Origin of the sequence: Streptomyces sp. NPDC048481, from assembly GCF_043200075.1 — a bacterium.
In the GTDB taxonomy this organism is placed as follows: domain Bacteria; phylum Actinomycetota; class Actinomycetes; order Streptomycetales; family Streptomycetaceae; genus Streptomyces.
Genome location: NZ_JBICXC010000009.1, coordinates 281,008 through 307,602, shown reverse-complemented (window position 1 = coordinate 307,602; position 26,595 = coordinate 281,008). Strand labels below are relative to the sequence as shown.

General features: G+C 73.1%; 19 protein-coding genes. 11 read left to right on the top strand and 8 right to left on the bottom strand.

Features of this window, described 5'->3' with window-relative positions; genetic code table 11:
* Window positions 1-15: 15 nt before the first annotated feature.
* The 6 genes from ACGFSH_RS26205 to ACGFSH_RS26180 form a co-directional block, all read right to left on the bottom strand.
* A complete protein-coding gene (locus tag ACGFSH_RS26205; protein WP_393352826.1) occupies window positions 16-1,680 on the bottom strand; it encodes a M4 family metallopeptidase in 1,665 nt (554 codons plus the stop codon).
* Between the two features lie 340 nt (window positions 1,681-2,020).
* Entirely contained in the window at window positions 2,021-4,066 is a 2,046-nt protein-coding gene (locus ACGFSH_RS26200; RefSeq protein ID WP_393352824.1) for a M4 family metallopeptidase, read from the bottom strand.
* A gap of 293 nt (window positions 4,067-4,359) precedes the next feature.
* Window positions 4,360-6,186, bottom strand: a complete 1,827-nt coding sequence (locus ACGFSH_RS26195) for an ABC transporter ATP-binding protein (RefSeq protein WP_393352821.1) — start codon at window positions 6,184-6,186, stop codon at window positions 4,360-4,362.
* Window positions 6,183-8,030: an ABC transporter ATP-binding protein gene (locus ACGFSH_RS26190; RefSeq protein ID WP_393352819.1), complete on the bottom strand. Its 1,848-nt coding sequence runs from the start codon at window positions 8,028-8,030 to the stop codon at window positions 6,183-6,185. The genes ACGFSH_RS26195 and ACGFSH_RS26190 overlap by 4 nt, the downstream gene beginning before the upstream one ends.
* 38 nt (window positions 8,031-8,068) lie before the next feature.
* Window positions 8,069-9,955, bottom strand: a complete 1,887-nt coding sequence (locus tag ACGFSH_RS26185; RefSeq protein ID WP_393352816.1) for an ABC transporter ATP-binding protein — start codon at window positions 9,953-9,955, stop codon at window positions 8,069-8,071.
* Window positions 9,952-11,733, bottom strand: coding sequence for an ABC transporter ATP-binding protein (locus ACGFSH_RS26180; RefSeq protein ID WP_393352813.1), 1,782 nt, complete (start codon window positions 11,731-11,733; stop codon window positions 9,952-9,954). Before ACGFSH_RS26180 ends, ACGFSH_RS26185 begins: the two co-directional genes overlap by 4 nt.
* Window positions 11,734-11,914: 181 nt before the next feature.
* Between ACGFSH_RS26180 and ACGFSH_RS26175 the strand changes: the two genes are divergently transcribed.
* Genes ACGFSH_RS26175 through ACGFSH_RS26160 form a run of 4 tightly spaced genes read left to right on the top strand, consistent with a single transcriptional unit; the run spans window position 11,915 to window position 15,488 of the window.
* Entirely contained in the window at window positions 11,915-12,820 is a 906-nt protein-coding gene (locus ACGFSH_RS26175) for an ABC transporter ATP-binding protein (protein WP_393352811.1), read from the top strand.
* Window positions 12,817-13,551 (top strand): ABC transporter permease, encoded by a 735-nt coding sequence (locus ACGFSH_RS26170; RefSeq protein ID WP_393352808.1) that lies wholly within the window; start codon window positions 12,817-12,819, stop codon window positions 13,549-13,551. Before ACGFSH_RS26175 ends, ACGFSH_RS26170 begins: the two co-directional genes overlap by 4 nt.
* 25 nt (window positions 13,552-13,576) lie before the next feature.
* Window positions 13,577-14,839: a sensor histidine kinase gene (locus ACGFSH_RS26165; protein ID WP_393352806.1), complete on the top strand. Its 1,263-nt coding sequence runs from the start codon at window positions 13,577-13,579 to the stop codon at window positions 14,837-14,839.
* Window positions 14,832-15,488: a response regulator gene (locus ACGFSH_RS26160; RefSeq protein ID WP_393352804.1), complete on the top strand. Its 657-nt coding sequence runs from the start codon at window positions 14,832-14,834 to the stop codon at window positions 15,486-15,488. Before ACGFSH_RS26165 ends, ACGFSH_RS26160 begins: the two co-directional genes overlap by 8 nt.
* A 49-nt stretch (window positions 15,489-15,537) precedes the next feature.
* Here ACGFSH_RS26160 and glgX read toward each other — a convergent pair whose 3' ends face one another.
* Window positions 15,538-17,772 (bottom strand): glycogen debranching protein GlgX, encoded by a 2,235-nt coding sequence (glgX, locus tag ACGFSH_RS26155; RefSeq protein ID WP_393352801.1) that lies wholly within the window; start codon window positions 17,770-17,772, stop codon window positions 15,538-15,540.
* Between the two features lie 153 nt (window positions 17,773-17,925).
* On the opposite strand from glgX, the gene ACGFSH_RS26150 reads away from it, so the two are divergent.
* The 7 genes from ACGFSH_RS26150 to ACGFSH_RS26120 all read left to right on the top strand — a co-directional run bounded on the left by ACGFSH_RS26150 (window position 17,926) and on the right by ACGFSH_RS26120 (window position 24,749).
* On the top strand, window positions 17,926-19,167 hold the full coding sequence (locus tag ACGFSH_RS26150; RefSeq protein ID WP_393352799.1) for an Ig-like domain-containing protein: 1,242 nt from the start codon (window positions 17,926-17,928) through the stop codon (window positions 19,165-19,167).
* 182 nt (window positions 19,168-19,349) lie between these two features.
* Window positions 19,350-20,603, top strand: coding sequence for an Ig-like domain-containing protein (locus ACGFSH_RS26145; protein ID WP_393352796.1), 1,254 nt, complete (start codon window positions 19,350-19,352; stop codon window positions 20,601-20,603).
* A 99-nt stretch (window positions 20,604-20,702) separates the two neighbouring features.
* On the top strand, window positions 20,703-21,470 hold the full coding sequence (locus ACGFSH_RS26140) for an enoyl-CoA hydratase/isomerase family protein (RefSeq protein ID WP_393352794.1): 768 nt from the start codon (window positions 20,703-20,705) through the stop codon (window positions 21,468-21,470).
* A gap of 297 nt (window positions 21,471-21,767) precedes the next feature.
* Window positions 21,768-22,271, top strand: a complete 504-nt coding sequence (locus ACGFSH_RS26135) for an ATP-binding protein (RefSeq protein WP_393352791.1) — start codon at window positions 21,768-21,770, stop codon at window positions 22,269-22,271.
* Window positions 22,272-22,373: 102 nt separating this feature from the next.
* On the top strand, window positions 22,374-23,183 hold the full coding sequence (locus ACGFSH_RS26130; RefSeq protein ID WP_393352789.1) for a polysaccharide deacetylase family protein: 810 nt from the start codon (window positions 22,374-22,376) through the stop codon (window positions 23,181-23,183).
* Window positions 23,183-24,367, top strand: a complete 1,185-nt coding sequence (locus ACGFSH_RS26125; RefSeq protein ID WP_393352787.1) for a hypothetical protein — start codon at window positions 23,183-23,185, stop codon at window positions 24,365-24,367. Before ACGFSH_RS26130 ends, ACGFSH_RS26125 begins: the two co-directional genes overlap by 1 nt.
* A gap of 169 nt (window positions 24,368-24,536) precedes the next feature.
* Window positions 24,537-24,749: an EF-hand domain-containing protein gene (locus tag ACGFSH_RS26120; protein ID WP_256916045.1), complete on the top strand. Its 213-nt coding sequence runs from the start codon at window positions 24,537-24,539 to the stop codon at window positions 24,747-24,749.
* A 132-nt stretch (window positions 24,750-24,881) separates the two neighbouring features.
* On the opposite strand, the gene ACGFSH_RS26115 is transcribed toward ACGFSH_RS26120, so the two are convergent.
* Window positions 24,882-26,438 carry a 2-isopropylmalate synthase gene (locus ACGFSH_RS26115; RefSeq protein WP_393352848.1) on the bottom strand — a complete coding sequence of 519 codons (1,557 nt, stop codon included), beginning with the start codon at window positions 26,436-26,438 and terminating at the stop codon, window positions 24,882-24,884.
* Window positions 26,439-26,595: the final 157 nt, after the last annotated feature.

Below are 26,595 nucleotides of genomic sequence, written 5' to 3'. Positions count from 1 at the left end.
ACTCACCGCCGTGCGTCAGGCGACGTTGACCGCCGACCAGGCGGCCGCGACCGCCTTGTACTCGGCGCTGCCGGAGCCGTACAGGGCGGAGGCCGCGCTCAGCGTCCCCGTCCGCGCCGACTTGTAGTTCGTCGTCGACGTGAAGTACGTGGTGAGCGCCTTGTACCAGATCTGGAGCGCCTTGTCGCGGCCGATGCCGGTGACCGTGGAGCCGTTGGACGTCGGCGAGTTGTAGGACACGCCGTTGATCGTCTTCGAACCGCTGCCCTCGCTCAGGAGGTAGAAGAAGTGGTTCGCGACGCCGGACGAGTAGTGCACGTCCTTGTTGCCGACGGAGGAGGACCAGTAGTCCGCCGAGCCGCCGTCCTTGCTGGGCTTGTCCATGTAGCGCAGCGGGGTGCCGTCCCCGTTGATGTTGATCTTCTCGCCGATGAGGTAGTCACCCTTGTCGGACGCGTTGTTGGCGTAGAACTCCACGCCGGTGCCGAAGATGTCCGAGGTGGCCTCGTTCAGACCGCCGGACTCGCCGGAGTAGTTCAGGCCCGCCGTGTTCGAGGTGACGCCGTGGCTCATCTCGTGGCCGGCCACGTCCAGCGAGGTGAGCGGGTGGTTGTTGCCGTCGCCGTCGCCGTACGTCATGCAGAAGCAGCTGTCGTCCCAGAACGCGTTGACGTACGCGTTGCCGTAGTGGACGCGGGAGTAGGCGGCGACGCCGTTGTTCTTGATGCCGCTGCGGCCGAACGTGGACTTGTAGAAGTCCCAGGTGACCTGCGCGCCGTAGGCGGCGTCCACGGCGGCCGTCTGGTCCGTGGCGGAGCTGGAGGCCGCGCCGGTGCCCCAGATGTCGTCCGCGTCGGTGAACAGGGTGCCCGCGGAGGACGAGGTGCCGTGCGACTTGTTGTACGTCTTGTGGCCGCCGCGCGAGCCGTCCGTCAGGCTGTACGTCGAACCCGACTTGGTGGTGCCGAGGGTGACGGTGCCCGAGTAGAGGCTCTTGCCGGTGCCGGTCTCGATGCCCTGGTACTCGTAGAGCTTCTTGCCGGTGGCCGCGTCGGTGATGACGTGCAGCTCGCTCGGGGTGCCGTCGTCCTGAAGACCGCCGACGACCGTCTCGAAGGCGAGGACCGGGGTGCCGTTCGCCGCCCAGATCACCTTGCGGGGGGCCTGGTCGGCCGCGGTGGACTCGGAGCCCACGGCCTTGGCGGCGCTCAGCGCCTGCTTCTCCGCCTTGGCCGGGGCGACCTTCGCGGTCAGCGTGGCCACCTTGATGGTGGCCGGGTTGGCCTTGGTGACGCCCTTGGACGCGCCGGTGGCCGACTCGTGCACGACGAGGTCGCCGCCGAGGACCGGCAGGCCCGCGTAGGTGCGCTCGTAGCGGGTGTGGACGGTGCCGTCGGCGTCCTTGACGACGTCCTTGACGACGAGCTTCTCCTTCGCGCCGAGGCCTATCGCCTGGGCGGTCTCGGGTGCGTCGACCTGCTGCTGCTTGATCAGCGTCGTGCGGGCGGCGGCCGACAGCTGGACCGGCGCGGCCGGCTGGACCGCCCTGCCGCCGTTCTCCGTGGGGGTCTGGGCGGTGGCGGTACCGGCGGTCAGACCGGTGGTGACCAGGGCTCCGGCCGCGACGGCGGTGGCGATGGCCAGAGTGGTGCGCTTGTGACGCGCGTAGAGGGAGGTCACACAAGCTCCTTGGATGTGGGGGGTCCAGGCGGCGTGGGGCGGCCGCCCGAGACGGGTGTGAAGTTGTGCGGCGGGTGAAGGAAGACTGACACCAAGGCGCGTACATGTCAGGACCCCCAAGTGATGTTGGCCGAAATTCGACTGTCCGGTGAACATTGCCGGTATGTGAACGGCGCCGGCCCTCGTCAACGGCCGCCGGGCGGCCGGTATACGGCCGGTGGGAGCCGGCAAGGGCGGCGGGGGAACGACGGGACGCCACCCCGGGGGTCGGAACCCCCGGGACGGCGTCCTGTGCGTCGCCCTGCGGACGGCTGTGCGTGGCCCGTACCGGGCCTGCCGCCTACGGGAAGGTGAGCTTCCAGCTGTTGATGTAGCCGGTGTCCTGGGCCGCGTTGTCCTGGACCCTCAGCTTCCACACGCCGTTGGCGACCTCGGAGGAGGCGTTCACGGTGTACGTGGTGCTGATGTTGTCCGCGCTCCCGCCGGTGCCGTAGCCCTTCAGCGTGTACGCCGTGCCGTCGGGGGCCACCAGCTGCACCTGGAGGTCGCCGATGTAGGTGTGCACGATGTCGACCCCCACCTGGAGGTTCGACGGCGCGTTGCCGGTCCGGCCCGAGACGGTGATCGACGAGGTGACCGCCGCGCCTCTGTCCGGAATCGATACGTCGGCGGTGTTCTCGAAGGAGGTGCCGCCACCGCCGCCGCCGCCGGAACGGGCGCCGACCGCGACGCCGGCCCACGCGTCCTGGACCGCCTTGTACTCGGTGGAGGTCGTGCCGTACAGCTCACCGGCCGCCGCCAGCGTGCCGGTGCGGGCCGCCGCGTAGTTGGTGGTCGAGGTGAACTTCGTGGTCAGCGCGCGGAACCAGATCTTCTCCGCCTTGTCGCGGCCGATGCCGGTGACCGGAAGGCCGTCCGCCGTCGGCGAGTTGTAGCTGACGCCGTTGATGACCTTGGCGCCGCTGCCCTCGCTCAGCAGGTAGAAGAAGTGGTTCGCCGGGCCGGACGAGTAGTGGACGTCCACCCCGCCGATCCCCGAGTACCAGCTGTCCTTCGACGCGCCGTCCTTGCTCGGCTTGTCCATGTAGCGCAGCGGCGTCCCGTCGCCGTTGATGTCGATCTCCTCGCCGATGAGGTAGTCGCCGACGTCGGAGGGGTTCGCCGCGTAGAACTCCACGGAGGTGCCGAAGATGTCCGAGGTGGCCTCGTTGAGACCGCCGGACTCCCCGCTGTAGTTGAGGCCCGCGGTGTTGGAGGTGACGCCGTGCGTCATCTCGTGGCCGGCCACGTCGATCGCCGTCAGCGGGTGCGTGTTGCCCGAGCCGTCGCCGTACGTCATGCAGAAGCAGCCGTCGTCCCAGAACGCGTTGACGTAGTTGTTGCCGTAGTGCACCCGCGAGTACGCGCCGACGCCGTTGCCCTTGATGCCGCTGCGGCCGTGCACGTTCTTGTAGTAGTCCCACGTGAGGGCCGCGCCGTAGTGCGCGTCGGCGCCCGCCGTCTCGGCGTTGGAGGCGGAGCCGTTGCCCCAGACGTCGTCCGGACCGGAGAAGAGCGTGCCGGTGCCGGAGGAGCCGTGGTTGAGGTTGTACGTCTTGTGGTTGCCGCGCGCCGCGTCGGTCAGGTTGTAGGTCGACCCGGACTGCGTCGTGCCGAGCGTCACCGTGCCGCTGTACATCGTGTTGCCGGTGCCGGTCTCGATGCCCTGGTACTCGTACAGCTTGGCGCCCGTCGTGGCGTCCGTGACGACGTGCAGCTCGTTCGGCGTGCCGTCCTTCTGGAGGCCGCCCACCACCGTCTCGTACGCGAGGACCGGGGTGCCGTTGCCGGCCCAGATCACCTTGCGCGGGGCGTGGTCCGCTGCGGCCCCGGCGGCGCCGCCGGCGGCCGCGAGGCCCACGGCCTGCTTCTGCGCCTTCGCCGCGCTGACGGCCGGGCTGAGCGAGGCGACCTTGATGGTGGCCCGGTTCGCCTTGGTGACGGCCTCGGTGGCGCCCGACTTCGCCTTCTCGACGACGAGGTCGCCGCCGAGCACCGGCAGGCCGGCGTAGGTGCGCTCGTAGCGGGTGTGCACGGTGCCGTCGGCGTCCTTGACGACGTCACGGACGACGAGCGCCTCCTTGGCGCCCAGGCCCAGCTCCTTCGCGGTCGCGGCCTTGCCGGCGTCCGCTTCGCGGATCAGCGCGGCGCGCTGGGCGGGGGTGAGGCGCAGCGACTCGGCGCCGGAGTGGGACTGGCCCGCCCGCGGCGACTGCGCGGGGGCGGCGGTGGCGGCCCCGGACTGCACGGCGGCGGCGATGAGCGCGGAGACGCCGACGAGGGCGACGGCCGCGGCACGACGGGTGGTGTGGGGGGTGCGTCTGCGAGAGGGACTGCTGCTCAACACGGACTCCTTCTGCGCGGCCGCGGATCACGCGGCCAGGGGAGACCCGACGGCGGGTGGGCCGTACGGGCACGACAAAGGCGGTACGCAGAACAAAGGCGGAACCTGGAGCGGGGTGTTGCTGTGGGGTTGCTGTGAACTGGCAGTGGGAAGAGTGGCAGTGGATTGCGCTGTCTGTCAGGAGCGCGTCAGAAAGTTGGCCGGAAACGGTCCGTTGACCGGGAAGTCATGTCCGATAAACGGACCCGTTGATTTTCGGCCATATGCAAATCCCCGGACACGGCCCGCGCGGACGCTCAGGACGGGTGCGGAACCGACCCGGCCGGCCCCTCGGCCGGCTCCCCGTGCCAGGTCCGCCACAGCGCCGCGTACGCGCCCTCGCCCGCCACCAGCGCCTCGTGCGTGCCCAGTTCGGTGAGCATGCCGTCCTCCATGACGGCCACCCGGTCGGCGTCGTGCGCGGTGTGCAGCCGGTGGGCGATCGCGATCACGGTCCGGCCCCGGAGCACGGCGGCCAGCGCGCGCTCGGTGTGCCGGGCCGTCGTCGGGTCCAGCAGGGCCGTCGCCTCGTCCAGGATCAGCGTGTGCGGATCGGCCAGCACCACCCGGGCCAGCGCGAGCTGCTGGGCCTGCGAACCGTCCGTGCTCCGGCCGGTTCCGCCCAGGGCGGCGTCCAGGCCGTCCGGCAGCTCCCGCACCCAGCCGGCCGCGCCGACCGCCTCCAGAGCCGCCCACAACTCGTCGTCGGAGGCCGCCGGTTCGGCGATCAGGAGATTGTCGCGGACCGTGCCGAGGAAGACGTGGTGCTCCTGGGTGACCAGGACGACCTGGCGGCGCAGCGTCTCGGGCGCCAGCTCCGCGACCGGCGCGCCGCCCACCGTCACCGTGCCCGCGCTCGGCGCGTCCACCCCGGCGAGCAGCCTGCTCAGCGTGGTCTTGCCCGCCCCCGACGGGCCGACCACCGCGAGCCGTTCGCCGGGCCGCACCGTCAGATCGACCCCGCGCAGCACCTCGCCGCCGCGCTCGTACGCGTACCGCACGCCCCGCACGTCGATCCGGTCGCCCACCGGCGCCGGCGCCCCGCCGTCGGCCGCGCCGCGCGGCGCCGCCGCCAGGCCCTCCACGCGGGCGAACGAGGCGCCGCTGCTCTGGAGTTGCTCGACGCGCATCAGGATCTGGTCCAGCGGCTCGGTGAACTGGCGCAGATACAGCGCCGCCGCGACCACGGCGCCCAGACTCGTCCCTCCCCGCGCGTGCAGCACCCCGCCCAGCAGCAGCACCCCCGCCACCGGCAGCGAGTACGACACCTCCACCGCCGGGAAGAACACCGTGCGCAGGTGGAGGGTGTGGAAGCGCGAGCGGCGCGCCGTCTCCAGCGCGTCCCTGCTCGCCGCCGTCCGCCGCCCGCGCAGCCGGAACGCCTCGACCGTGCGCGCCCCGGCCGCCGTCGCCGTGACGATCTCGGCGACCTCCGAGTCGGCCGCCCCCTGGGCCAGATAGCCGGCGCGCGCCCGGCGCAGATACCAGCGCAGCGCGCACCAGATCGGCGTCAGCGCCAGCACCCCGACGGCGCCGAGCAGCGGGTCGATCAGGAAGACCGCGGCGAGCGTGAACAGCGCCTGGACCGTGCAGACCAGCAGCTCGGGTCCGGCGTCCCGCAGGGTCGTGCCGACCGCCGCCACGTCGGCGGTGCCCCGGGTGGTCAGGTCCCCGGCGCCGGCCCGCTCCACCGCCGACGCGGGCAGCGCCAGCGCCCGGTCGACGAACTGCTCCCGGACCCGTGCGAGCGTGCGCTCGCCGAAGCGGTGTCCCGCGTACCGGGCCCAGCGCGCCAGCAGCATCTGGGCCAGCGCGCAGACCACGATGGCCGCCGACAGCCGGTCCACGACGCCGGTCCCGTGCCCGGCCCGCACCTCGTCGATGATCCGGCCCAGCAGCCACGGCGCGGCCAGACCCGCCCCGGCGGCGAGGACGTTCAGGGCCAGCGCTGCGGCGAAGGCCCGGCCGTCGGCGCGCACGAGGCGCACCGCCGCCCGCCGCACGTCGGCCCGCCCGGCGACCGGCAGCCGCCCGGCGCTCACGTCGCCGTCGCCCGCCGCCGTGCTCGCGGTCGGCTCGGTCATCGCAGGGCCTCCTCGGCATCGATGTCGTCCGGCTCGGCACGCACGGACTCCGCACGCACGGACTCCTCACGCACGGACCCACGGCCGCCGGCGCCGCCGGCGGCGTCCTCGGTGTCCTCGGTGTCGTCGGTGTCGTCGGTGTCCTGGGCTTCCTCGGTGTCGCGTGCCACCAGCGCGCGGTAGCCCGGCTCGCCGCGCAGCAGGTCGGCGTGGCGGCCGGTCGCGGCCACCTTGCCGTCGACCAGGTAGTGCACGGACTCGGCGTGGTCCAGGAGCAGCGGGGAAGTGGTGGTCACCACCGTGGTCCGGCCGCAGCGCGCCTCCCGCAGCCGCCGGGCGACGACCGCCTCCGTGTGCGCGTCGAGCGCCGACGTCGGCTCGACGGCCAGCAGCACCTCGGGATCGGCGAGCAGCGCCCGCACCAGGCGCACGCGCTGCCGCTGGCCTCCGGAGAGACTGCGGCCCTGCGCGGTCACGGGCGAGTCGAGCCCCTGCGGCAGCCCCCGCACGATGTCGTCGGCGGCGGCCGCCCGCACGGCCCGTGCGACGGCCGCCGGGCCCGGCTCACCGCGCCCGGACACCACCTCGCGCAGGCTCCCCGCGAACAGGTCGGCCTCGTTGTCGGCGACCAGGATCGCGGCCCTGACCCGGTCCAGGGGCAGCGCGTCCAGCCGGACCCCGCCCCAGGTGACGTCGGTGGGACCGTAGCGGCCGAGCCGGTCCACCAGGGCGGTCACGTCCGCGTGCCGTGCGCCGACCAGCGCGGTCAGCCTGCCCGGCGCCACCCGCACGCCCGAGGCGGGATCGTGCAGGACCGACGGCTTCCCGGGCGGCTCGGCCGTCCCGGTGTCCGCCTCCGGTTCCACGCGCAGCAGGCCGACGACCCGCCGCGCGGCCACCACGCCCCGGCTGAGCTGGTAGCCCATGTCGACGAGGAACGCCACCGGCCCCACCAGGACGGCCACATAGCCGTACACCGACACCAGCTCGCCCACCGTCAGCTCGCCCCGGGCGGCGAGCCGGGCCGCGAGCCAGGTCACCACCGCGAGGAACAGCGTCGGCAGGCCGACTCCGAGCGCCTGCATCCAGCTGGTGACCGAGCCGACCCGGTAGCCCTGCTCCCGCAGCCGCTGCGAGTCGCGCCGGAAGGCGTCCGCGAACAGCCCCTTGCCGCCGAGGCCGTTGAGGACGCGCAGGCCGCCCGCCAGATCGCCGATCCGCGCGGTGAGCACGCCCTGCCGCTCCCGGTACTCGGCCTCCGTGCCCTGGAGCCGCGCCATCAGCGGGCCCACCAGCCCGGCGACCACCGGCATCCCCAGCAGCACGACCGCCGCCAGCAGCGGCGACACCGACAGCAGCAGCCCGGCCACGAACACGTACACCACGACCGAGCCCACGCCGGGCCCGATCACCGTCAGCGAGTTCGCGATGGTGTGCACGTCGCCGACGCCGATGGTGACGACCTCGCCGCTGCCCACCCCGCGCGAGAGCCTGGCCCCGAGCCGCGCCGCGTGCCCGACGACGACCTTGGTGGTCCGGAAGTAGGCGTCCATGCGCACCCGGGTCATCGTGCGGTGCCGCATGACGCTCACCCAGGCGTTGAACGCGCCCACGGCGAGCAGGGCCCCCGTCCAGCCGGCCAGCGCGGCCGTGTCGCCGGGCTCCAGCCCGTCGTCGACCGCCCGGGCCAGCAGGTAGGGCGTCACCGCCATCAGCACCATCCAGACGCTGGCCAGCACCGCGCCGGCCGCCGACCGCCACGGCTGGCAGCGCACCAGCCAGGCGAGATACGCCCAGCCGCCGCGGCTGTCCGGCGTGCCGGGATCCTCGTACGCGTCGATCACACAGTCCCCCGGGGGTCGAACGGGCGGGTCGGGCCGGGTCAGACGAGGCTGTCGCGCCAGGCGCGGTGCAGGTCCGCGAAGCGGCCGTCGCCCGCGACGAGTTCGGCCGCGGTGCCGTCCTCGACGATCCGGCCGTGCTCCATGACGAGCACCCGGTCGGCGATCTCCACCGTCGACAGCCGGTGCGCGATCACCACCGCCGTGCGGCCCTTCAGCACCGTCGCCATCGCCTCCTGCACAGCCCGCTCGCCCGGCACGTCGAGCGAACTGGTCGCCTCGTCGAGGATCAGCACCGCCGGATCGGCCAGCAACGCCCGTGCGAACGCCACGAGTTGGCGCTGCCCCGCGGAGATGCGGCCGCCGCGCTTGCGGACGTCGGTGTCATAGCCGTCCGGCAGGGCGCTGATGAACTCGTGCGCGCCGATCGCCTTCGCCGCCCGCTCGACGTCCTCGCGGGACGCGTCCGGCCGCCCGATCGCGATGTTCTCGGCGACCGTGCCGGAGAACAGGAACGCCTCCTGCGTCACCATCACCACCCCGCGCCGCAGTTCCGGCCCGGCCAGCTCGCGCAGGTCGACCCCGTCCAGCAGCACCCGGCCCCGGGAGGGGTCGTAGAAGCGGGCGAGCAGCTTGGCCAGCGTGGACTTGCCCGCGCCCGTGGAGCCCACCACGGCGACCGTCTGACCGGCGGGCAGCACCAGGTCGAAGCGGGGCAGGACCTCGCCGCCCGTGCGGTAGCCGAAGGAGACCCCGTCGAAGACGACCTCGCGGCCGGGCAGACCGCCGCGGGGCGCGGGCAGTTCCCTCGGCGCCGACGGCTCCGGCACCGACGGCCGCTGCGCGAGCAGGCCCGCGATCTTCTCCAGCGAGGCGGCGGCCGACTGGTAGGAGTTCAGGAACATGCCGAGCCGGTCGATCGGGTCGTACAGCCGCCGCAGGTACAGCACGGCAGCCGCCAGCACCCCCAGTTCCAGCGCGCCCCGCGCGACCCGCGTCGCGCTCCACAGCACGATCAGCGCGACCGCCGTGTTGGCGACCAGCCGCGAGCCCACCACGTACCGGGCCATCTCCAGCAGCGCGTCGCCGTTCCTGCGCTCGTGCCGCCGGTTCAGGACCCGGAAGCCCGCCTCGTTGACCGCCTCGCGGCGGAAGGCGCGCACCGGCCGGATGCCGTTCATGGTCTCCACGAACTTCACGATGACGGCCGCGATCGCGGTGGAGCGCGCCGTGAACACCCGTCCCGCGCGCCGCTGGTAGACCCGCACCAGCTGGTACAGCGGCACGAACGACGCCACCGCGACCGCGCCCAGGCCCAGGTCCAGCCAGAGCAGCATCGCGGAGATGAACACGAAGGACAGCACCACCGAGACGAGTTCCTGGAGCCCCTCGTCGAGCAGCTCGCGCAGGGCCTCCACATCGCTGGTGGAGCGGGAGATGAGCCGGCCCGAGGTGTAGCGCTCGTGGAAGTCCAGGCTCAGCGCCTGCGCGTGCCGGAAGATCCGGCCGCGCAGGTCGAGCAGCACGTCCTGGCTGATCCGGGCGGAGGCGATGAGGAACGCGTACTGAAGCCCGCCGGAGGCCAGCGCGCACAGCAGATAGCCGACCCCCACCGCGACCAGCGGCCCGTGGTCGGCCTCCCGCCACGCGGGCACGGCGCGGTCGATGGCGTACGCCACCAGCAGCGGGCCCGCCTGCACGGCCGCCTGCTGGAGCAGCAGCACCAGCGCGGTGAGGGCGACGCGGGCCCGCATCGGGGCCAGCAGGGAGCGCAGCAGCACGCCGGTCGCGCCGGGCGGGGTGGGCAGGACGTCCCGGTCGAAGGGATCCCGCGCGTCGCCCGGCTCCGGACCGTCCGGGCGGCCCGGTCCGTCGGGCAGGTCCGGTCCGCCGCCGGTCGTGGGGGCGGAAGTGGCGGAGGCGGTCATCGGTCGTCCTCCTGGCGGCCGGTTCCTGACATGAGGTGGGCGTACTCGGGGTTGTCGCGCAGCAGTTCGTGGTGGGTGCCGACGGCGGCGATCCGGCCGCCGGACAGCAGGGCCACCCGGTCGGCGAGGAGCACGGTCGACGGGCGGTGGGCGACGATCAGCGCGGTGGTGTCGGCGAGGACCTGCCGCAGCGCGGCCTCCACGGCGGCCTCGGTGTGCACGTCCAGCGCGGAGAGCGGGTCGTCGAGGACGAGGAACCGGGGGCGGCCGACCACGGCTCTGGCCAGGGCCAGCCGCTGCCGCTGCCCGCCGGAGAGGCTGAGCCCCTGCTCGCCGACCTGGGTGTCGGCGCCCTGCGGCAGCGCGTGCACGAACTCGGCCTGTGCCACGGCCAGCGCCCGCTCCAGCTCGACGGCGCCCGCCCGGTCGTCGGCGCCCATCAGGACGTTCTCCCCGACGCTCGCGGAGAACAGGGTGGGCTCCTCGAACGCGACGGCGACCCGCGCGCGCAGTTCCTCGAGGGGCAGCGCGGCGACGTCCTCGCCGTCCAGGGTGATGCGTCCGGCCGTCGCCTCGTGCAACCGGGGCACGAGGGCCGTGAGCGTGGTCTTGCCGCTGCCGGTGGCCCCGACCAGGGCCATCGACTCGCCGGGACGGACGTGCAGGTCGACGCCGTCGAGGACGGGCCGGGAAGCGGGGTCGGCGTCCGGGTAGCGGAAGACGACGCCGTCGAAGCGCAGCCCGGTGTCGGGTACCGGCGCCGACCGCACCGCCGCGTCCCGTTCCGGCTCCTCGTCCATCACCTCGAAGTACCGCTCGCTCGCCGTCGCCGCCTCCTGGCTCATCGCGAGGAGGAACCCGATCGAGTCGACCGGCCAGCGCAGCGCGAGCGCGGTGGACAGGAAGGCGACCAGGGTCCCCGCGGACAGGTCCCCGTCCGCGACCCGCACCGCCCCCAGCACCAGCGCGGCCCCGATGGCCAGTTCGGGCAGCGTCACGATGACGGCCCAGATCGTGGCCAGCAGCCGTGCCTTGGCCAGTTCCGTGCCGCGCAGCGTCGAGGACAGCTCCCGGAAGGCGCGCGCCTGCGTGCGGTGCCGGCCGAAGCCCTTGATGACGCGGATGCCGAGGACGCTCTCCTCGACCACCGTCGTCAGGTCCCCGACCTGGTCCTGCGCGCGCCGCGCCACCAGGGCGTACCGGCGCTCGAAGTGCACGCACATCACGACGACGGGCACGGCCGGTCCCAGGATGACCAGCCCGAGCGTCCAGTCCTGGACCAGCATGACGACGACGCCGAAGACGATGGTCACCGAGTTGACCAGCAGGAACGTCAGCGGGAAGGCGAGGAACATCCGGATCAGCCCCAGATCGGCCGTCGCCCGCGAGAGCAGCTGGCCCGACGCCCACCGGTCGTGGAACGCCACCGGCAGCCGTTGCAGCCGCCCGTACAGCTCCGCGCGCATCTCCGCCTCGACGTGCGCCAGCGGACGCGCCACCAGCCAGCGCCGTATCCCGAACAGCAGCGCCTCCATGAGACCGAGCAGCAGCAGGACGAGCGCCCCCAGCCAGACCCCGGAGGTGTCCCGGTCCGCCACCGGGCCGTCCACCATCCACTTCAGGACCAGCGGGATCACCAGGCCCGTGCAGGAGGCCAGCACGGCGACGAAGGCGGCCGTGAACAGCCGTGCCCGCACGGGGCGGACGTACGGCCACAGGCGCAGCAGGGACCGTACGGCGGAGCGGTCGGGGGCGGGGGTTGCACGTGTCTCGGCCATCACTGCGAGCCTACGGACCGGCACCGACATCGCCCACCGAGTTTCGGCCCGGCCGGGCTCGGTCGCAGGTCCTACGACCTGCGGTTCGAGGGGTCGTACCGGCGCATCCACCGAATGGCCGATGCGCGTTCGAGCGAGCCGGGCGATGTGCGGGCGGCGCCCCGGCCGCGAAGCTGGCGTCATGTCCGTCATCGAAGTGTGCGAGCTGCGAAAGACGTACGACGGCCGGGCGGTCGTCGACGGGGTCTCCTTCACGGTGGAGGAGGGCGAGATCTTCGGGATTCTCGGCCCGAACGGCGCCGGCAAGACCACCACCGTCGAGTGCGTGGAGGGTCTGCGGGCGCCCGACGCCGGCCGGGTGCGCGTCGCCGGCCTCGACCCGGTCGCCGACCACGAGAAGGTCGCCCGGGTGCTCGGCGCCCAGCTCCAGGAGAGCGAACTCCAGCCGAAGCTCACCGTCCGGGAGGCGCTGGAGCTGTACGCCTCCTTCCATCCCAGGCCGCTGGACTGGGCCCCGCTTGCCGAGCGCCTCGGCCTGGCCCAGAAGCTGACCACCCGGTTCGCCCGGCTGTCCGGCGGCCAGAAGCAGCGACTGTTCATCGCGCTCGCTCTGATCGGCGACCCGCGGATCGTCGTCCTGGACGAACTGACCACCGGCCTCGACCCGCGGGCCCGCCGGGACACCTGGCAGCTCATCGAGGACGTGCGGGCCGGCGGGGTCACCGTCCTGCTGGTCACCCACTTCATGGAGGAGGCCCGGCGGCTCTGCGACCGGATCGCGGTGATCGACCGGGGCCGGGTGGCCGCGCTGGACACCCCGGCGGGCCTGATCCGGCGCTCGGCCGGGGCCACGGTCATCAGCTTCACGCCCTCCGCCCCGCTGGACGACCGCGACCTCGAAGCGCTGCCCGGACTCGCCTCCGTCGAGCACCGGGAGGGCCGCGTGACCCTGGCGGGCACCGACGCCACCGTCGACGCCGTCCTCACCCTCCTCGCCCGCCATCGCGTCACCGCCCACCAGCTGCGCGTCGTTGACGCCACCCTCGACGACGCGTTCCTCGACCTGACGAAGGAGAACGCGTCATGAACACCGCCGTCCTGAGGACCGAGGCCCGCCTGTTCCGGCGCGAGCCCGGCGCCCTCTTCTGGATCCTGCTGTTCCCTAGCCTGCTGCTGGTGATCCTCGGCTCCGTCCCGTCCTTCCGGCAGCCGAGCGACGACCTCGGCGGTCTGCGCACGGTCGACGTCTACGTCCCGGTGGCCGTGCTGCTCGGGCTGATCGTCGGCGGCCTCCAGTCGATGCCCCAGACCCTGACCGGCTACCGCGAGCGCGGCATCCTGCGCCGGATGGCCGTCACACCGGTACGGCCCTCCGCCCTGCTGTCCGCGCAGATGTCGGTGTACGGCGGGGCGTCGCTGGCGTCGGCGCTGCTGGTCCTCGCGGTCGGGCGGCTCGGCTTCGGGGTGCGCCTGCCCGGGCAGCCCGCCGGGTACGCCCTCGCCCTGGTGGCGGCCGTCCTGGTCGCCCTCGCCCTCGGATCGGTGGTGTCGGCGCTGTCCCGCACGACGAAGATCGCGGGGGCGATCGGCTCCGTGGTGTTCTTCCCCTCGATGTTCTGCGCCGGGGTGTGGGCGCCGGTGCAGACCATGCCGCACACCCTCGCCCGCATCGTGGGCTGCACCCCCTTCGGGGCGGCCGCGCAGGCCCTGGACCGGGCGGCGGCCGGCCACTGGCCCGGCTGGAGCCACCTGGGCGTCCTCGCCGTGTGGATCCTGCTGCTCACGGGCGCCGCCTCGCGCTGGTTCCGCTGGGAATAGGCGCGGGCCCGTGCAGACTGGGGAGATGACCACGGCGGACCGGCGCATCGAACGGCGCTGGGAGCAACTGCACACCTGGGGGCCCTACGGGCTGCTCGGCACCGGCGTCGTCCTCGCCCTCGCCTCCGCCCCCGAGATCGACCACTCCATCCAGTGGTACGCGGCCTGGAACCTGATCGGCGTGGCGATCGTCCTCCAACTGGGCTGGCAGGCCCTGCGGGCCGGGTGTCCCGACCGCGGCCGGACGCCGTCGCCGGCCGGGACGGTCTACTACGCCGTCCGCTGGGCCGTGGCCTTCGCCCTCACCTGGATCGACCCGTTCTTCGCGTTCTACGCCGCCACCGGCTACATGGACGCCGACGAACTGCTCCCCGCCCGGTGGCAGCGGCTGGGGATGGTCGCGAGCGCGGTCACCGTGGCCGGCGCGCAGTCCGGCGGGCTGCCGTTCCACAGCACGGTCCAGTGGATCCTCTTCGCCGCGTTGCTGGCCGCCAACTCCGGCCTGCAACTGGTGGTCGCCCACATCATGGGCCAGGAGGCGCAGCGCACCCGCGAGCGCACCGCGACCATCGCCGAACTCGAGCGCACCAACACGGCGTTGCAGCAGGCCCTCGACGAGAACGCCGCCCTGCACGCCCAACTCCTGCTCCAGGCGCGGGAGGCCGGCGTCGCCGACGAGCGCCGTCGCCTCGCCGCCGAGATCCACGACACCATCGCCCAGGGCCTGACCGGCATCATCGCCCAGCTCCAGGTCGTCGCGAACGCCCCCGACCTCGGCGTCGCCCGCACCCACCTCGAACGCGCCAGCGACCTCGCCCGGCACAGCCTGGGCGAGGCCCGCCGCTCCGTGCAGAACCTGGCCCCGGTGGCCCTGGAGCACGACGGACTGCCCGAGGCGCTGAAGAAGACGGTCGCCGACTGGGGCGAACGCAGCGGCGTGCGCGCGGAGTTCACCGTCACCGGGACGGCGGAGCAACTCCACGACGAGGTGGCCGCCACCTTGCTGCGCCTCGCCCAGGAGGCCCTGTCGAACGCGGCCCGGCACGCCCGCGCCTCGCGCGTCGGCGTCACCCTCTCCTTCCTCGGGGACGACGTGATCCTCGACATCCGCGACGACGGACGCGGCTTCGACCCGCTGGCCGTGCGCCCGCGCACCCGCAGCGGCGGCTTCGGCCTCGACGGCATGCGGGCCCGCGCCGAACGCGTCGCGGGCGCCCTGACCGTGGAATCCGCACCGGGCCAGGGCACGGCCCTGTCGGCTCGCGTACCGTTGATCCGCCATGAGTGACGAACCCCTGATCACCCTGCTGATCGTGGACGACCATCCCGTCGTGCGGGACGGCCTGCGCGGCATGTTCGAGTCGGCCCCCGGTTTCCGGGTCGTGGGCGAGGCGGCGAACGGCGTCGAGGCGCTGTCCGCCGCCGCGACGGCCGACCCGGACGTGATCCTGATGGACCTGCGGATGCCGGGCGGCGCGGGGGTGGACGCCATCCGCGAGCTGGGCCGGCGTGGCTCACGGGCGAAGATCCTCGTCCTGACCACGTACGACACCGACTCCGACACGATCCCCGCGATCGAGGCGGGCGCGACGGGCTATCTCCTCAAGGACGCTCCGCGCGACGAACTGTTCACGGCGGTCCGCGCGGCGGCGCAGGGCCGCACCGTGCTGTCCCCGGCCGTGGCCACCCGGCTGGTCACCGCGGTCCGGGCCCCGCGCATGCCCGCCGCCGAGCCGCTCTCCGCGCGCGAGCGCGAGGTCCTCGCCCTGGTGGCGAGGGGCACGTCCAACCGCGAGATCGCCCGCGAGCTGTTCATCAGCGAGGCCACCGTGAAGACGCACCTCACCCACCTGTACGCCAAGCTGGGCGTCAACGACCGCGCGGCGGCGGTCGCGGCGGCCTACGAGCGGGGCATCCTGGGGCGGTCCGGGCGGTGAGCGCGCCGGCGCCCCGAGCGGCGAACGGCCCGCGGGCGAGAACGCCGGCTCAGCCCGTCACCCGCAGCAGCAGCACCGCCCGCCCCGGCACCGTGACCGCGGCCCCCGCGGGCAGCGTCACCCCCGGCGCCTCGTCCTGGTCCTCGCGCGAGGTGTCGACGACGACCTCGTAGCGCTCGGCCCACGGCGGTCCCGGCAGGACGAAGTCGACCGGCCGGTCCCCGGCGTGCAGGACGGCGAGGAAGCTGTCGTCGGTGATCGGGGCGCCCCGCTCGTCCCGGCCGGGGATGTCCCGCCCCGACAAGTACATGCCCAGCGTCGCGGCCGGTGCGTACCAGTCCCCTTCGGTCATCTCCGTGCCCCGCTCCGTGAACCAGGCCAGGTCCCGCAGCCCGTCCGCCGAGTGCGCCCGGCCGGAGAAGAAGGCGCGGCGGCGCAGCACCGGGTGGCGGTGGCGCAGCGCGATCAGCCGTGCGGCGAGGTCGAACAGGGCCCGCCAGCCCGGGTCCTCCAGCAGCCCCCAGTCCAGCCAGCTGATCTCGTTGTCCTGGCAGTAGGCGTTGTTGTTGCCCTGCTGGGTGCGCCCCAGCTCGTCGCCCGCGACCAGCATCGGCACGCCCGTCGACAGCAGCAGGGTCGTGAGCAGGTTGCGCAACTGCCGCCGCCGCAGCGCCCGTACGGCGTCGTCGGCGGTCTCGCCCTCGGCGCCGCCGTTCCAGGCGCGGTTGTCGTTCGTGCCGTCCCGGTTGCCCTCGCCGTTGGCCTCGTTGTGCTTGCGCTCGTAGGACACCAGGTCGCGCAGGGTGAAACCGTCGTGCGCGGTCACGAAGTTGACGGAGGCGTACGGGCGCCTGCCGCCCCAGGCGTACAGGTCGCTGGACCCGGACAGCCGGTAGCCCATCTCCCGCACGTCGGGCAGCGCGTGCCGCCAGAAGTCGCGCACGGTGTCGCGGTAGCGGTCGTTCCACTCCGTCCACAGCGGCGGGAACGCGCCCACCTGGTAGCCGCCCGAACCGACGTCCCACGGCTCGGCGATGAGCTTCACCCGGCGCAGCACCGGATCCTGCGCGATCACCGCGAGGAACGGGGACAGCATGTCGACGTCGTGCATGGAGCGGGCGAGCGCCGCCGCGAGGTCGAAGCGGAAGCCGTCGACGCCCATCTCCGTCACCCAGTAGCGCAGCGAGTCGGTGATCAGCCGCAGCACGTGCGGCTGGACCACGTGCAGGGTGTTCCCGCAGCCCGTGTAGTCGGCGTAGCGGCGGGCGTCGGCCTGCAACCGATAGTAGCCGCGGTTGTCGACCCCCTTGAGCGACAGGGTCGGACCCAGCTCGCCGGCCTCGGCCGTGTGGTTGTAGACGACGTCGAGGATCACCTCGATCCCGGCCGCGTGCAGCGCGCGCACCATCCGCTTGAACTCGCCGACCTGCTGCCCCGTCGTGCCCGCGGACGAGTAGGCGGCGTGCGGGGCGAAGTAGCCGATCGAGTTGTAGCCCCAGTAGTTCTTCAGGCCGCGGCGCAGCAGATGGTCCTCGTGCGCGAACTGGTGGACGGGCAGCAGCTCCACCGCTGTCACGCCCAGCCGCACCAGGTGGCCGATCGCCGCCGGGTGGGCCAGCCCGGCGTAGGTACCGCGCAGTTCCTCCGGGATCCCCGGGTGGAGCCGGGTGAAGCCGCGCACATGCAGCTCGTAGATCACGGAGTCCGCCCAGGGCGTCTTCGGGCGGCGGTCGTCGGCCCAGTCGTCGTCGTCGTGGACGACGACGCCCTTGGGCACGTGCGGGGCGGAGTCGCGTTCGTCGCGCACGGTGTCGGCGACCTGCTGCTGGGGCCAGTCGCGCACATGCCCGTAGACCTCCGCGGGCAGCGTGAACTCGCCGTCCACCGCGCGGGCGTACGGGTCGAGGAGCAGCTTGGCCGGGTTCCAGCGGCCGCCGGTCCACGGGTCCCAGCGGCCGTGCACCCGGTAGCCGTACCGCTGGCCCGGCATGACGCCGGGCAGGAAGCCGTGCCAGATCTCGTGGGTGAGTTCGGTGAGCCGGGCGCGGGTCTCGCGCCCGGCCTCGTCGAACAGGCACAGCTCGACCGCCTCCGCCCCGCCCGCCCACAGGGCGAAGTTGGTGCCCGCGACCCCGTCGGGGCCGACCCTGAACCGGGCGCCCAGGGGCGTCGGCGCACCCGGCCGCACGGGCGGGCCCGGCACCTTGCGCGGCGCACCGTTCACGACGGTGGCCGGCGTGGCGCGCTGGGCCGCCACCGCCTCCTGCTCGGCTGCGCTGGACACCGTTCAGCCTCCCGCGGCTCGTGGGACGACGGGGGTGCGGGGCGCGCGGTGTCCCTGCCGCGGCTCCCCGTCGTGTCGTCCTCCCTCCATTCCTGCCCAGAGCGGCCCTCGCACTCACGTTTCCCCGAGGCGTGCCCGGTCGTTGGGCACGCCGTGAGGCACGTACATGGGCGCGCACGGCGCGCGGGGGTCGCACTGGCCGCCGTACTGACATGGGCAGGACTACTGGCCGGGGCCGCCGGCTGCACCGGCGGCGACAGCCGCAGCGGACTCGACCGGATGCTCGGCAAACCGCCGGCCCCCGAGGACGTCATCGGCGTCACCCCGCTGGACGGCGCCAAGGGCGTGCGTCCCGGGGAGCGTCTGCGGGTGCGGGTGCCCGAAGGGCGGCTGGAGTCGGTGAAGGTCGTCCGGTCGCAGGACGCCGAGGAGACGGAGGTGAAGGGCAGGATCGCCGCGGACGGGCTGAGCTGGCGGCCGGACGACGACCGGCTGGGCCTCGCGGCGCGCTACACGGTGGACGTGGTCGCCCTCGACGGCGACGGCGACCGCTCGGCCCGCCACACCACGTTCACCACGTTCGTCCCCGACAAGCGCTTCATCGGCTACGTCACGCCGGAGGACCGCTCGACGGTGGGCACCGGCATGATCGTCTCGCTGGAGTTCAACCGGGAGATCGACGACCGGGCCGCCGTCGAACGCGCCGTCCGGGTCACGGCGCAGCCGCCGGTGGAGGTCCGGCCGCACTGGTTCGGCAGCGCCCGGCTCGACTTCCGGCCCGAGGAGTACTGGAAGCCCGGCACCCGGGTCACGGTGGCGCTGGGGCTGCGCGACGTCGAGGCGGCGCCCGGCGTCTACGGACTTCAGCAGAAGTCGTTCTCGTTCACCGTGGGCCGCAGCCAGGTGTCGCTGGTCGACGCGGCGAAGCACACCATGGAGGTCCGGCGGGACGGGGAGCTGCTGGCCACCGTGCCCATCACGGCCGGGGCGCCGAAGAACACCACCTACAACGGCAGGATGGTGGTGAGCGAGATGCTGGAGCTGACCCGGATGAACGGCGCCACGGTCGGCTTCAAGAAGGCGAACGGCAAGGGCGAGTACGACATCCCGGACGTGCCGCACGCCATGCGCCTGACCAGCTCCGGCACCTTCCTGCACGGCAACTACTGGGCGGACGACGTGTTCGGCCGCGCCAACGTCAGTCACGGCTGCGTCGGCCTGCGCGACGTCAAGGGCGGCTCCTCGGACACGCCCGCGGGCTGGTTCTTCGACCGCAGCCTGGTCGGTGACGTCATCGAGGTCGTCCACAGCAAGGACAAGCAGGTCGCCCCCGACAACGGTCTCGGCGGCTGGAACATGTCCTGGAAGGAGTGGACGGCCGCCTCCGCGGACTGACCCGCGGAAAGTCCCCGCCCCCCTGGGGCAACCTTCCCCGCCGTTCCATGGTCCAAGTTGGGACTGAACGGTGACATTTTCGGCGCGTCCAGGCCGCTGACCTTGTGGTTAATATGCGGCGAACGCGGGGGACGCGTCGCTGTGCGGCCCGGGGAGGGCCCGGGGGAGTGGGGAGAACGACTTTGAACGTGCGACCGATACCGGGGGCGTCGGTTGGGGGGCGCTCACGCGGCCGCAACAGGCGGCTGGCGCTGCTCGCCGGCGGAATACTGCTCGCCGTCACGGCGTGCGGCGGCGGCGGTGACGGCTCCGGATCCGACGCCAAGGCCGGCGGCGACGGCGGCAAGGGCGCGACGACCGCCGCGGAGAGCAAGCAGTCGGAGGCGGTCGTCACGATCGCCCCGAAGAGCGGCGCCAAGGACGTGGACACCAGCGGCGCCCTGAAGGTGACCGCGGCCAAGGGCAAGCTGACCGAGGTGACCGTCAAGGACGCCAAGGGCAGGAAGATCGAGGGCGCGATCTCGGCCGACGGCGCCGGCTGGACGCCCGCCACCCACCTGGCCGCGTCCACCGCCTACCAGGTGCACGCGGTCGCCAAGGACTCCGCGGGCCGCACGGCCGCCGAGGACTCGTCCTTCACCACGCTGAGCCCGCAGAACACCTTCATCGGCAACTTCACGCCCGAGGACGGCTCGACCGTCGGCGTCGGCATGCCGTTCTCGGTCAACTTCACGCGGGGCATCACCAAGCCGGACGACGTCGAGAAGGCCATCAAGGTCACGACCGTGCCGGCCGTCGAGGTCGAGGGCCACTGGTTCGGCAACGACCGCCTCGACTTCCGCCCGGAGAAGTACTGGAAGGCCGGCACCAAGGTGACGGTCGAGATGAACCTGGACGGCGTCGAGGGCCGCAAGGGCGTCTACGGCAAGCAGTCCAGGACGGTCTCCTTCACCATCGGCCGCAACCAGGTGTCCGTCGTGGACGCCAAGAAGCACACGATGAAGGTGACGCAGGAGGGCAAGGTCGTCAGGACCATCCCGGTCACCACCGGCAAGCCGGGCTACGCCACCTGGAACGGCCAGATGGTCATGAGCGAGAAGTTCACCGTGACCCGGATGAACGGCGACACGGTCGGCTACGACGGCGAGTACGACATCAAGGACGTCCCGCACGCGGTCCGCCTGACCAACTCCGGCACGTTCGTGCACGGCAACTACTGGGGCGGCGACGCCTTCGGCAACTACAACGCCAGCCACGGCTGCATCGGCCTGCGCGACGTGCGCGGCGGCTACGACAGCTCCGTCGCGGCCGCGTGGTTCTTCAACCACTCGATCGTCGGCGACGTGGTGGTCGTGAAGAACTCCACGGACCCGACCGTCGACCCCGCCAACGGCCTCAACGGCTGGAACATCCCCTGGGCGGAGTGGAAGAAGTAGGACGGCGGACGTCCCGGGGGCCACGCCCTCCCCGGCGGGCCCGGTGCTGTGACCCACGGCACCGGGCCCGTCGTCGTTAATGGTGGTTAACCTGCTGGCATGACCGTGAATCTCGAAGTCGCCGACGGCGTCGGCACGATCCGCCTCGACCGCCCGCCCATGAACGCGCTGGACGTGGCCACCCAGGACCGTCTCAAGGAACTCGCCGAGGAGGCCGGCCGTCGCGACGACGTCCGCGCGGTCGTCCTGTACGGCGGCGAGAAGGTGTTCGCGGCGGGAGCGGACATCAAGGAGATGCAGGCGATGGACCACGCCGCGATGGTGGTGCGCGCCCGCGCCCTCCAGGACTCCTTCACGGCCGTCGCCCGCATCCCCAAGCCCGTCGTGGCGGCCGTCACCGGGTACGCGCTGGGCGGCGGCTGCGAACTGGCGCTGTGCGCGGACTTCCGGATCGCCGGGGACAACGCGAAGCTGGGCCAGCCGGAGATCCAGCTCGGCCTGATCCCCGGCGCCGGCGGCACCCAGCGGCTCTCCCGGCTGATCGGCCCCTCCAAGGCCAAGGACCTCATCTTCACGGGCCGCATGGTCAAGGCCGACGAGGCGCTCGCCCTCGGCCTGGTGGACCGGGTCGTCCCGGCCGCCGACGTGTACACCGAGGCGCACGCGTGGGCCGCCCGGCTCGCGCAGGGCCCGGCGATCGCGCTGCGCGCCGCCAAGGAGTCGATCGACACCGGTCTGGAGACGGACATCGAGACGGGCCTGGCGGTCGAACGCAACTGGTTCGCGGGTCTCTTCGCGACCGCCGACCGCGAGATCGGCATGCGCAGCTTCGTGGAGGAGGGCCCGGGCAAGGCCAAGTTCCTGTGATCATCGTCTCCTTCCGGGTCGCCGGAAACGCTTGCCCTTGACGAGACGTCTCACACGGGTCCCCCGAAGGGGCGGTTTCCGCGCCCCTCGAGGGGGCCTCGCGGGGGCTCGGGGCCGCTTCGCCGGGGTGATCGCCGGTCGCTCCCCGGCGGGCCGTCCTCGCAGGTGGGCGCGGGTGCTCCGGCGCCCTTGACGGCTCCGTCGCACGTCGGACGCCTGGTGGGGAGGGCCCGCGCGCGGGGGGCGTATTCCGGCGGAACGGCCCCGGGGGGCCCGGCGGGCGGCCATGATGGGGGCATGGCGGGGCTGGAGGGCATCGGACAGCCGCGGGGACACAGCCGTGCTGCCGCGGCGCGCTGGTCGCCTGCGGTCGAGGACGAACGGGCGCTCAAGGCGCTGGAGTTGTTCGGGAATCCCACGGAGGGCGAGGTCTCGCTGCCGTCCCGTCCCGAGTCCGCCGCCTCGGCCCGCCGGCTGGCCCAGGTCGTCGTCCTGCGCCAGTGGCAACTGACGCCGAAGATGACCGAGGACACGGTCCTGCTGGTCTCCGAACTCGTCGGCAACGCCGTACGGCACACCGGCGCCCGGATGTTCGGGCTGCGGATGCGGCGGCGGCGCGGCTGGATCCGCGTCGAGGTCCGCGACCCCTCCCGGGGCCTGCCCTGTCTGATGCCGGTCCAGGAGATGGACGTCAGCGGCCGGGGCCTGTTCCTCGTCGACAAGCTGTCCGACCGCTGGGGCGTCGACCTGCTGCCCCGCGGCAAGACCACCTGGTTCGAGATGCGCGTCGCCGACCGGTAGACGGCCCGCGCCCGCCCGCTCAGGCAAGGAACGGGTAAGGCGTCGGTCCGCGGGCTGCGTCAATGGCCCGGATTGCGGCATATCACCCCTTAAATGGGAGGGATGACCACATCCGACCGCCGTTCCGCGCTGCGGGCGGGCGCCGGGCTCGTCGCCGGAGGCGCGCTCGCGGCCGCCTGCTCACCCCCGGGCGCCTCCCCGGCCGCCCCCTCCGCCGCCGCCGTCGCCCACGACGCCGCCCCGTCCGCGCCGGCCGCCTCCGGCAGGGCGGCCCGCCCCCCGGCCGCGCCGTCGCCGCGCGCCTTCCCCGGGCAGCCCGTCCAGATCGCGCACGGGCCCCGCGACCGTCCCCGCGTCGCCCTCACCTTCCACGGCCAGGGCGACCCCGCCGTCGCCCGCGCTCTGCTCGACGAGGCCGAACGGCACGGCGCACGCGTCACGGTGCTGGCCGTCGGGACCTGGCTCGACGAGCACCCCGGCATCGCCCGCCGGATCCTGGACGGCGGCCACGACCTCGGCAACCACACCCTGCGCCACCTCGACGTCAACGCCATGTCCGAGGCCGACGCGACGGCCGAGATCACCGGGTGCGCCGAACGGCTGCGCAGGCTCACCGGGTCCGTCGGCACCTGGTTCCGCCCCTCCCGCGCCGCCCGCGCCTCGCCCCTCGTCGAACGGCTCGCCCGGCGCGCGGGATATCCGCACGTCCTCTCCTACGACGTCGACTCCCTCGACTTCACCTCGCCCGGCGCCCCCGCCGTCACCCGCAACGTCCTCGGCGGGGTCCGCGACGGATCCGTCGTGAGCCTGCACTTCGGCTACGCGGACACGGTCGCCGCCCTCCCCGTCCTGCTGGACGAACTCGCCCGCCGCCGCCTGCGCGCGGTCACTGCCACGGAGCTGATCGGCTGATGCACCCGAACCTCGTCACACGCACCCTGCTCACCGGCGCGGCGCTCGCCTTCCTCGCCGCCTGCGGCGCCGGGACCGGGGCCGGCCCGGACGGCGCCACCAGGGCCGCCGCCCCCGCCCCGGCGAAGAAGACCGTGCGCAAGCCCGCCGTCGACGGGCTGCCCGGCATGCCGCCCGTGCTGGACCCGAAGGACGTCTACGCCGCGGACCGCCCGAACCGGCTCTCCCCGGTGGTCCGCGACTTCCCCTCCCGGGTCTACGTCCCCAACACCGAGTCCGACACCGTGTCCGTCATCGACCCGAAGACGTACCAGGTGATCGACACCCTCCGGGTGGGACGCCAGCCGCAGCACGTCGTGCCCTCCTGGGACCTGAAGACGCTCTGGGTGAACAACGACCGCGGCAACACCCTCACCCCCATCGACCCCATGACCGGGAAGACCGGCAAGTCGGTCGAGGTGCACGACCCGTACAACCTCTACTTCACGCCCGACGGCAAGTACGCCGTCGTCATGGCCTCCCTCGACCGCGAACTCGTCTTCCGCGACCCGCACACCATGAAGCGCGTCAAGACCGAACCGGTCACCTGCTACGGCGTCAACCACGCCGACTTCTCCCTCGACGGGAGGTACTTCATCGTGTCCTGCGAGTTCAGCGGCGAACTGCTCAAGGTCGACACCGAGAAGATGAAGGTCGTCGCCCAGCAGAAGCTGCCCTTCCAGGGCGCGATGCCGCAGGACGTCAAGGTCTCCCCGGACGGGAAGCGCTTCTACGTCGCCGACATGAAGGCCGACGGGATGTGGATCGTCGACGGCGACACGTTCGGCAAGCCGGCGTTCCTGCCCACCGGCAAGGGCTGCCACGGGCTCTACGTCAGCCGCGACTCCCGCACGATGTACGTGTCGAACCGCGGCGAGGGCACCGTCTCGGTCTTCGACTTCGCCGCGAACGAGGTCACCGAAAAGTGGCGCCTCCCGCAGGGCGGAAGCCCCGACATGGGCGGCGTCTCGGCCGACGGCAAGGTCCTGTGGCTGTCGGGCCGCTACAACTCCGAGGTGTACGCGATCGACACCCGCACCGGGCGCCAGCTCGCCCGCGTCAAGGTCGGCAGCGGACCCCACGGCCTGGCCGTCTACCCCCAGCCCGGCCGCTACTCGCTCGGCCACACGGGCGTCTTCCGGTAGCCGCCCCGCCGGATCCGGCCGCTCGCGTCCACCCGGGAACCTCCGGGTGAGGCGGCTCTCGGGTGGGCGGCGCGCCACACGCCCGCGGGGGCCGTTAATCTGACCTGCGTCAGCAGGACAGGCAAGACAGCACGTATGACCGCAAGGCATCGTCAAGAGGGGCGGATCGGTGGCCGACATCGAAGAGGCGCGCAAGCAGTTCCAGCGGATCGACACGGACGGTGACGGATACATCACCGCGGCCGAGTTCAAGACCGCCCTGGCCCAGGGCGGCGACTGGAACGTCACGGAGTCGGTGGCCGAGGTCATCATCAAGAGCCGTGACCTCGACGGCGACAAGGTTCTGTCGTTCGACGAGTTCTGGGCCCACCTCGACAAGTGAGCCGGCTCGCCGAGCCGAACCGGTGAGGGGGCGCCGCGCGTGCGGCGCCCCCTTCGCCGTGCCGTCCGCCCGCCGCGCACGCTCCGGCGGGCGACGTCCGGCGGGTCAGCCGCCGACGGACGGCAGGCCCGGTTACCGGCAGGCCCGGTTGACGGCGGCCAGCACCGCGCGGACCGCCGCGCCGGCGCCCTCCGCCGCGCCCCAGGCGACGGCCGCGCCCACCCGGCACTCGGCGAAGGCGTCCGTGCCGTCCTCGGCCAGTTCCACCACCTCCGCGTCGACACCGCGCCCGGCGAGTGCGGCGAGCAGCTCGGGCACCGTGCCCGCGTCCTCGAACTCCGACGGCTTCAGGGGCTCCTCGGCCAGGTACGTGTCCCGGAACAGGGCGTACAGCGCGCTCGCGGTCAGCTCCCGGCCGTCGTCGTCCGCCGCCTCCTGCACGACCCGGGAGAAGTCCGGCCGCATGCGCGCGGGCAGGTCCAGGCCGTGCCGGGTGCGCAGCAGATACGCCACCCCGCCCTTGCCGGACTGCGAGTTGACCCGGATCACCGCCTCGTAGGAGCGGCCCACGTCCGCCGGGTCGATCGGCAGGTACGGCACCGACCAGGGGGCCTCGGCCTCCGGTACTCCCAGCTCGGCCGCGTTCCGGGCGTGCCGGGCGAGCCCCTTGCCGATGGCGTCCTGGTGGGTGCCGGAGAACGCCGTGTGGACCAGCTCCCCGGCGTAGGGGTGCCGGGGGTGGACCGGCAGCCGGTTGCACTCCACGACGGCGTCCCGCACGGCGTCCAGGTCGCTGAGGTCGATCATGGGGTCGACGCCCTGGGCGTAGAGGTTGAGGGCGAGGGTCACCAGGTCGACGTTGCCGGTGCGCTCGCCGTTGCCGAACAGGCAGCCCTCGACGCGCTGGGCGCCGGCCAGCACGGCGAGTTCGGCGCAGGCCACGCCCGTGCCGCGGTCGTTGTGCGGGTGCACGGAGAGGATCACGGCGTCCCGGCGGGCGAGGTTGCGGTGCACGTACTCGATCTGGTCGGCGTAGACGTTGGGCGTGGCGATCTCGACGGTGGCGGGCAGGTTGAGGGTCACCGGGCGGTCGGGGCTCGCGTCCCACAGGCGCGTGAGGTCGTCGCACAGTTCGAGGACGAAGTCGGGTTCGGTGAGGTTGAAGGTCTCCGGCGAGAACTGGAAGCGGACGGCGTCGCCGCGCGCCCGGCGCGCCATGCGCTCGGCCGCGTGGCGCACGGTCCGCCGGATGCCGGCCCGGTCCCGGCCGAGCACCGTCTCACGCCACACCGGCGAGGTGGCGATGTACAGGTGGACGACGGCCCGCGGCATCCCCTCGATCGCCTCGAAGGTCCGGTCGATCAGTTCCGGCCGGGCCGGGGTGAACACCACCGGTGTGACGTCGTCGGGGACGGCCCCCGAGGCCGTCAGATGGCGGACGAAGTCGAAGTCCGTGCGGCTGGCGGACGGGTAGCCGACCTCGATCTCCTTGAAGCCGGTCGCCGTCAGCAGGTCGAAGAAGCGGCGCTTGCGGGGCGTGTCCATCGGCTCGGCGAGCGCCTGGTTGCCGTCGCGCAGGTCGACGGGGGCCCACAGCGGGGCGCGTTCGAGCCGGGCCGAGGGCCAGCTCCGGTCGGTCACGGGCACCCGCACCCGCTCGTGGAAGGGGCGGTAGCGGTGGTACGGCATGGGGCTGGGACGCTGCGGGTTCCAGCGGGTCTCGGTGATCAAGTGACGCTGCCTTCGGCTCGGTCGGGCGCAGGACCGGCAGCACGGCGACCCGCGGCGGGGTGCCGGTCGCGTCAGGCCCCGCCGCGGCAGCCGAGGAGAAGGAGACCGCAGAGCG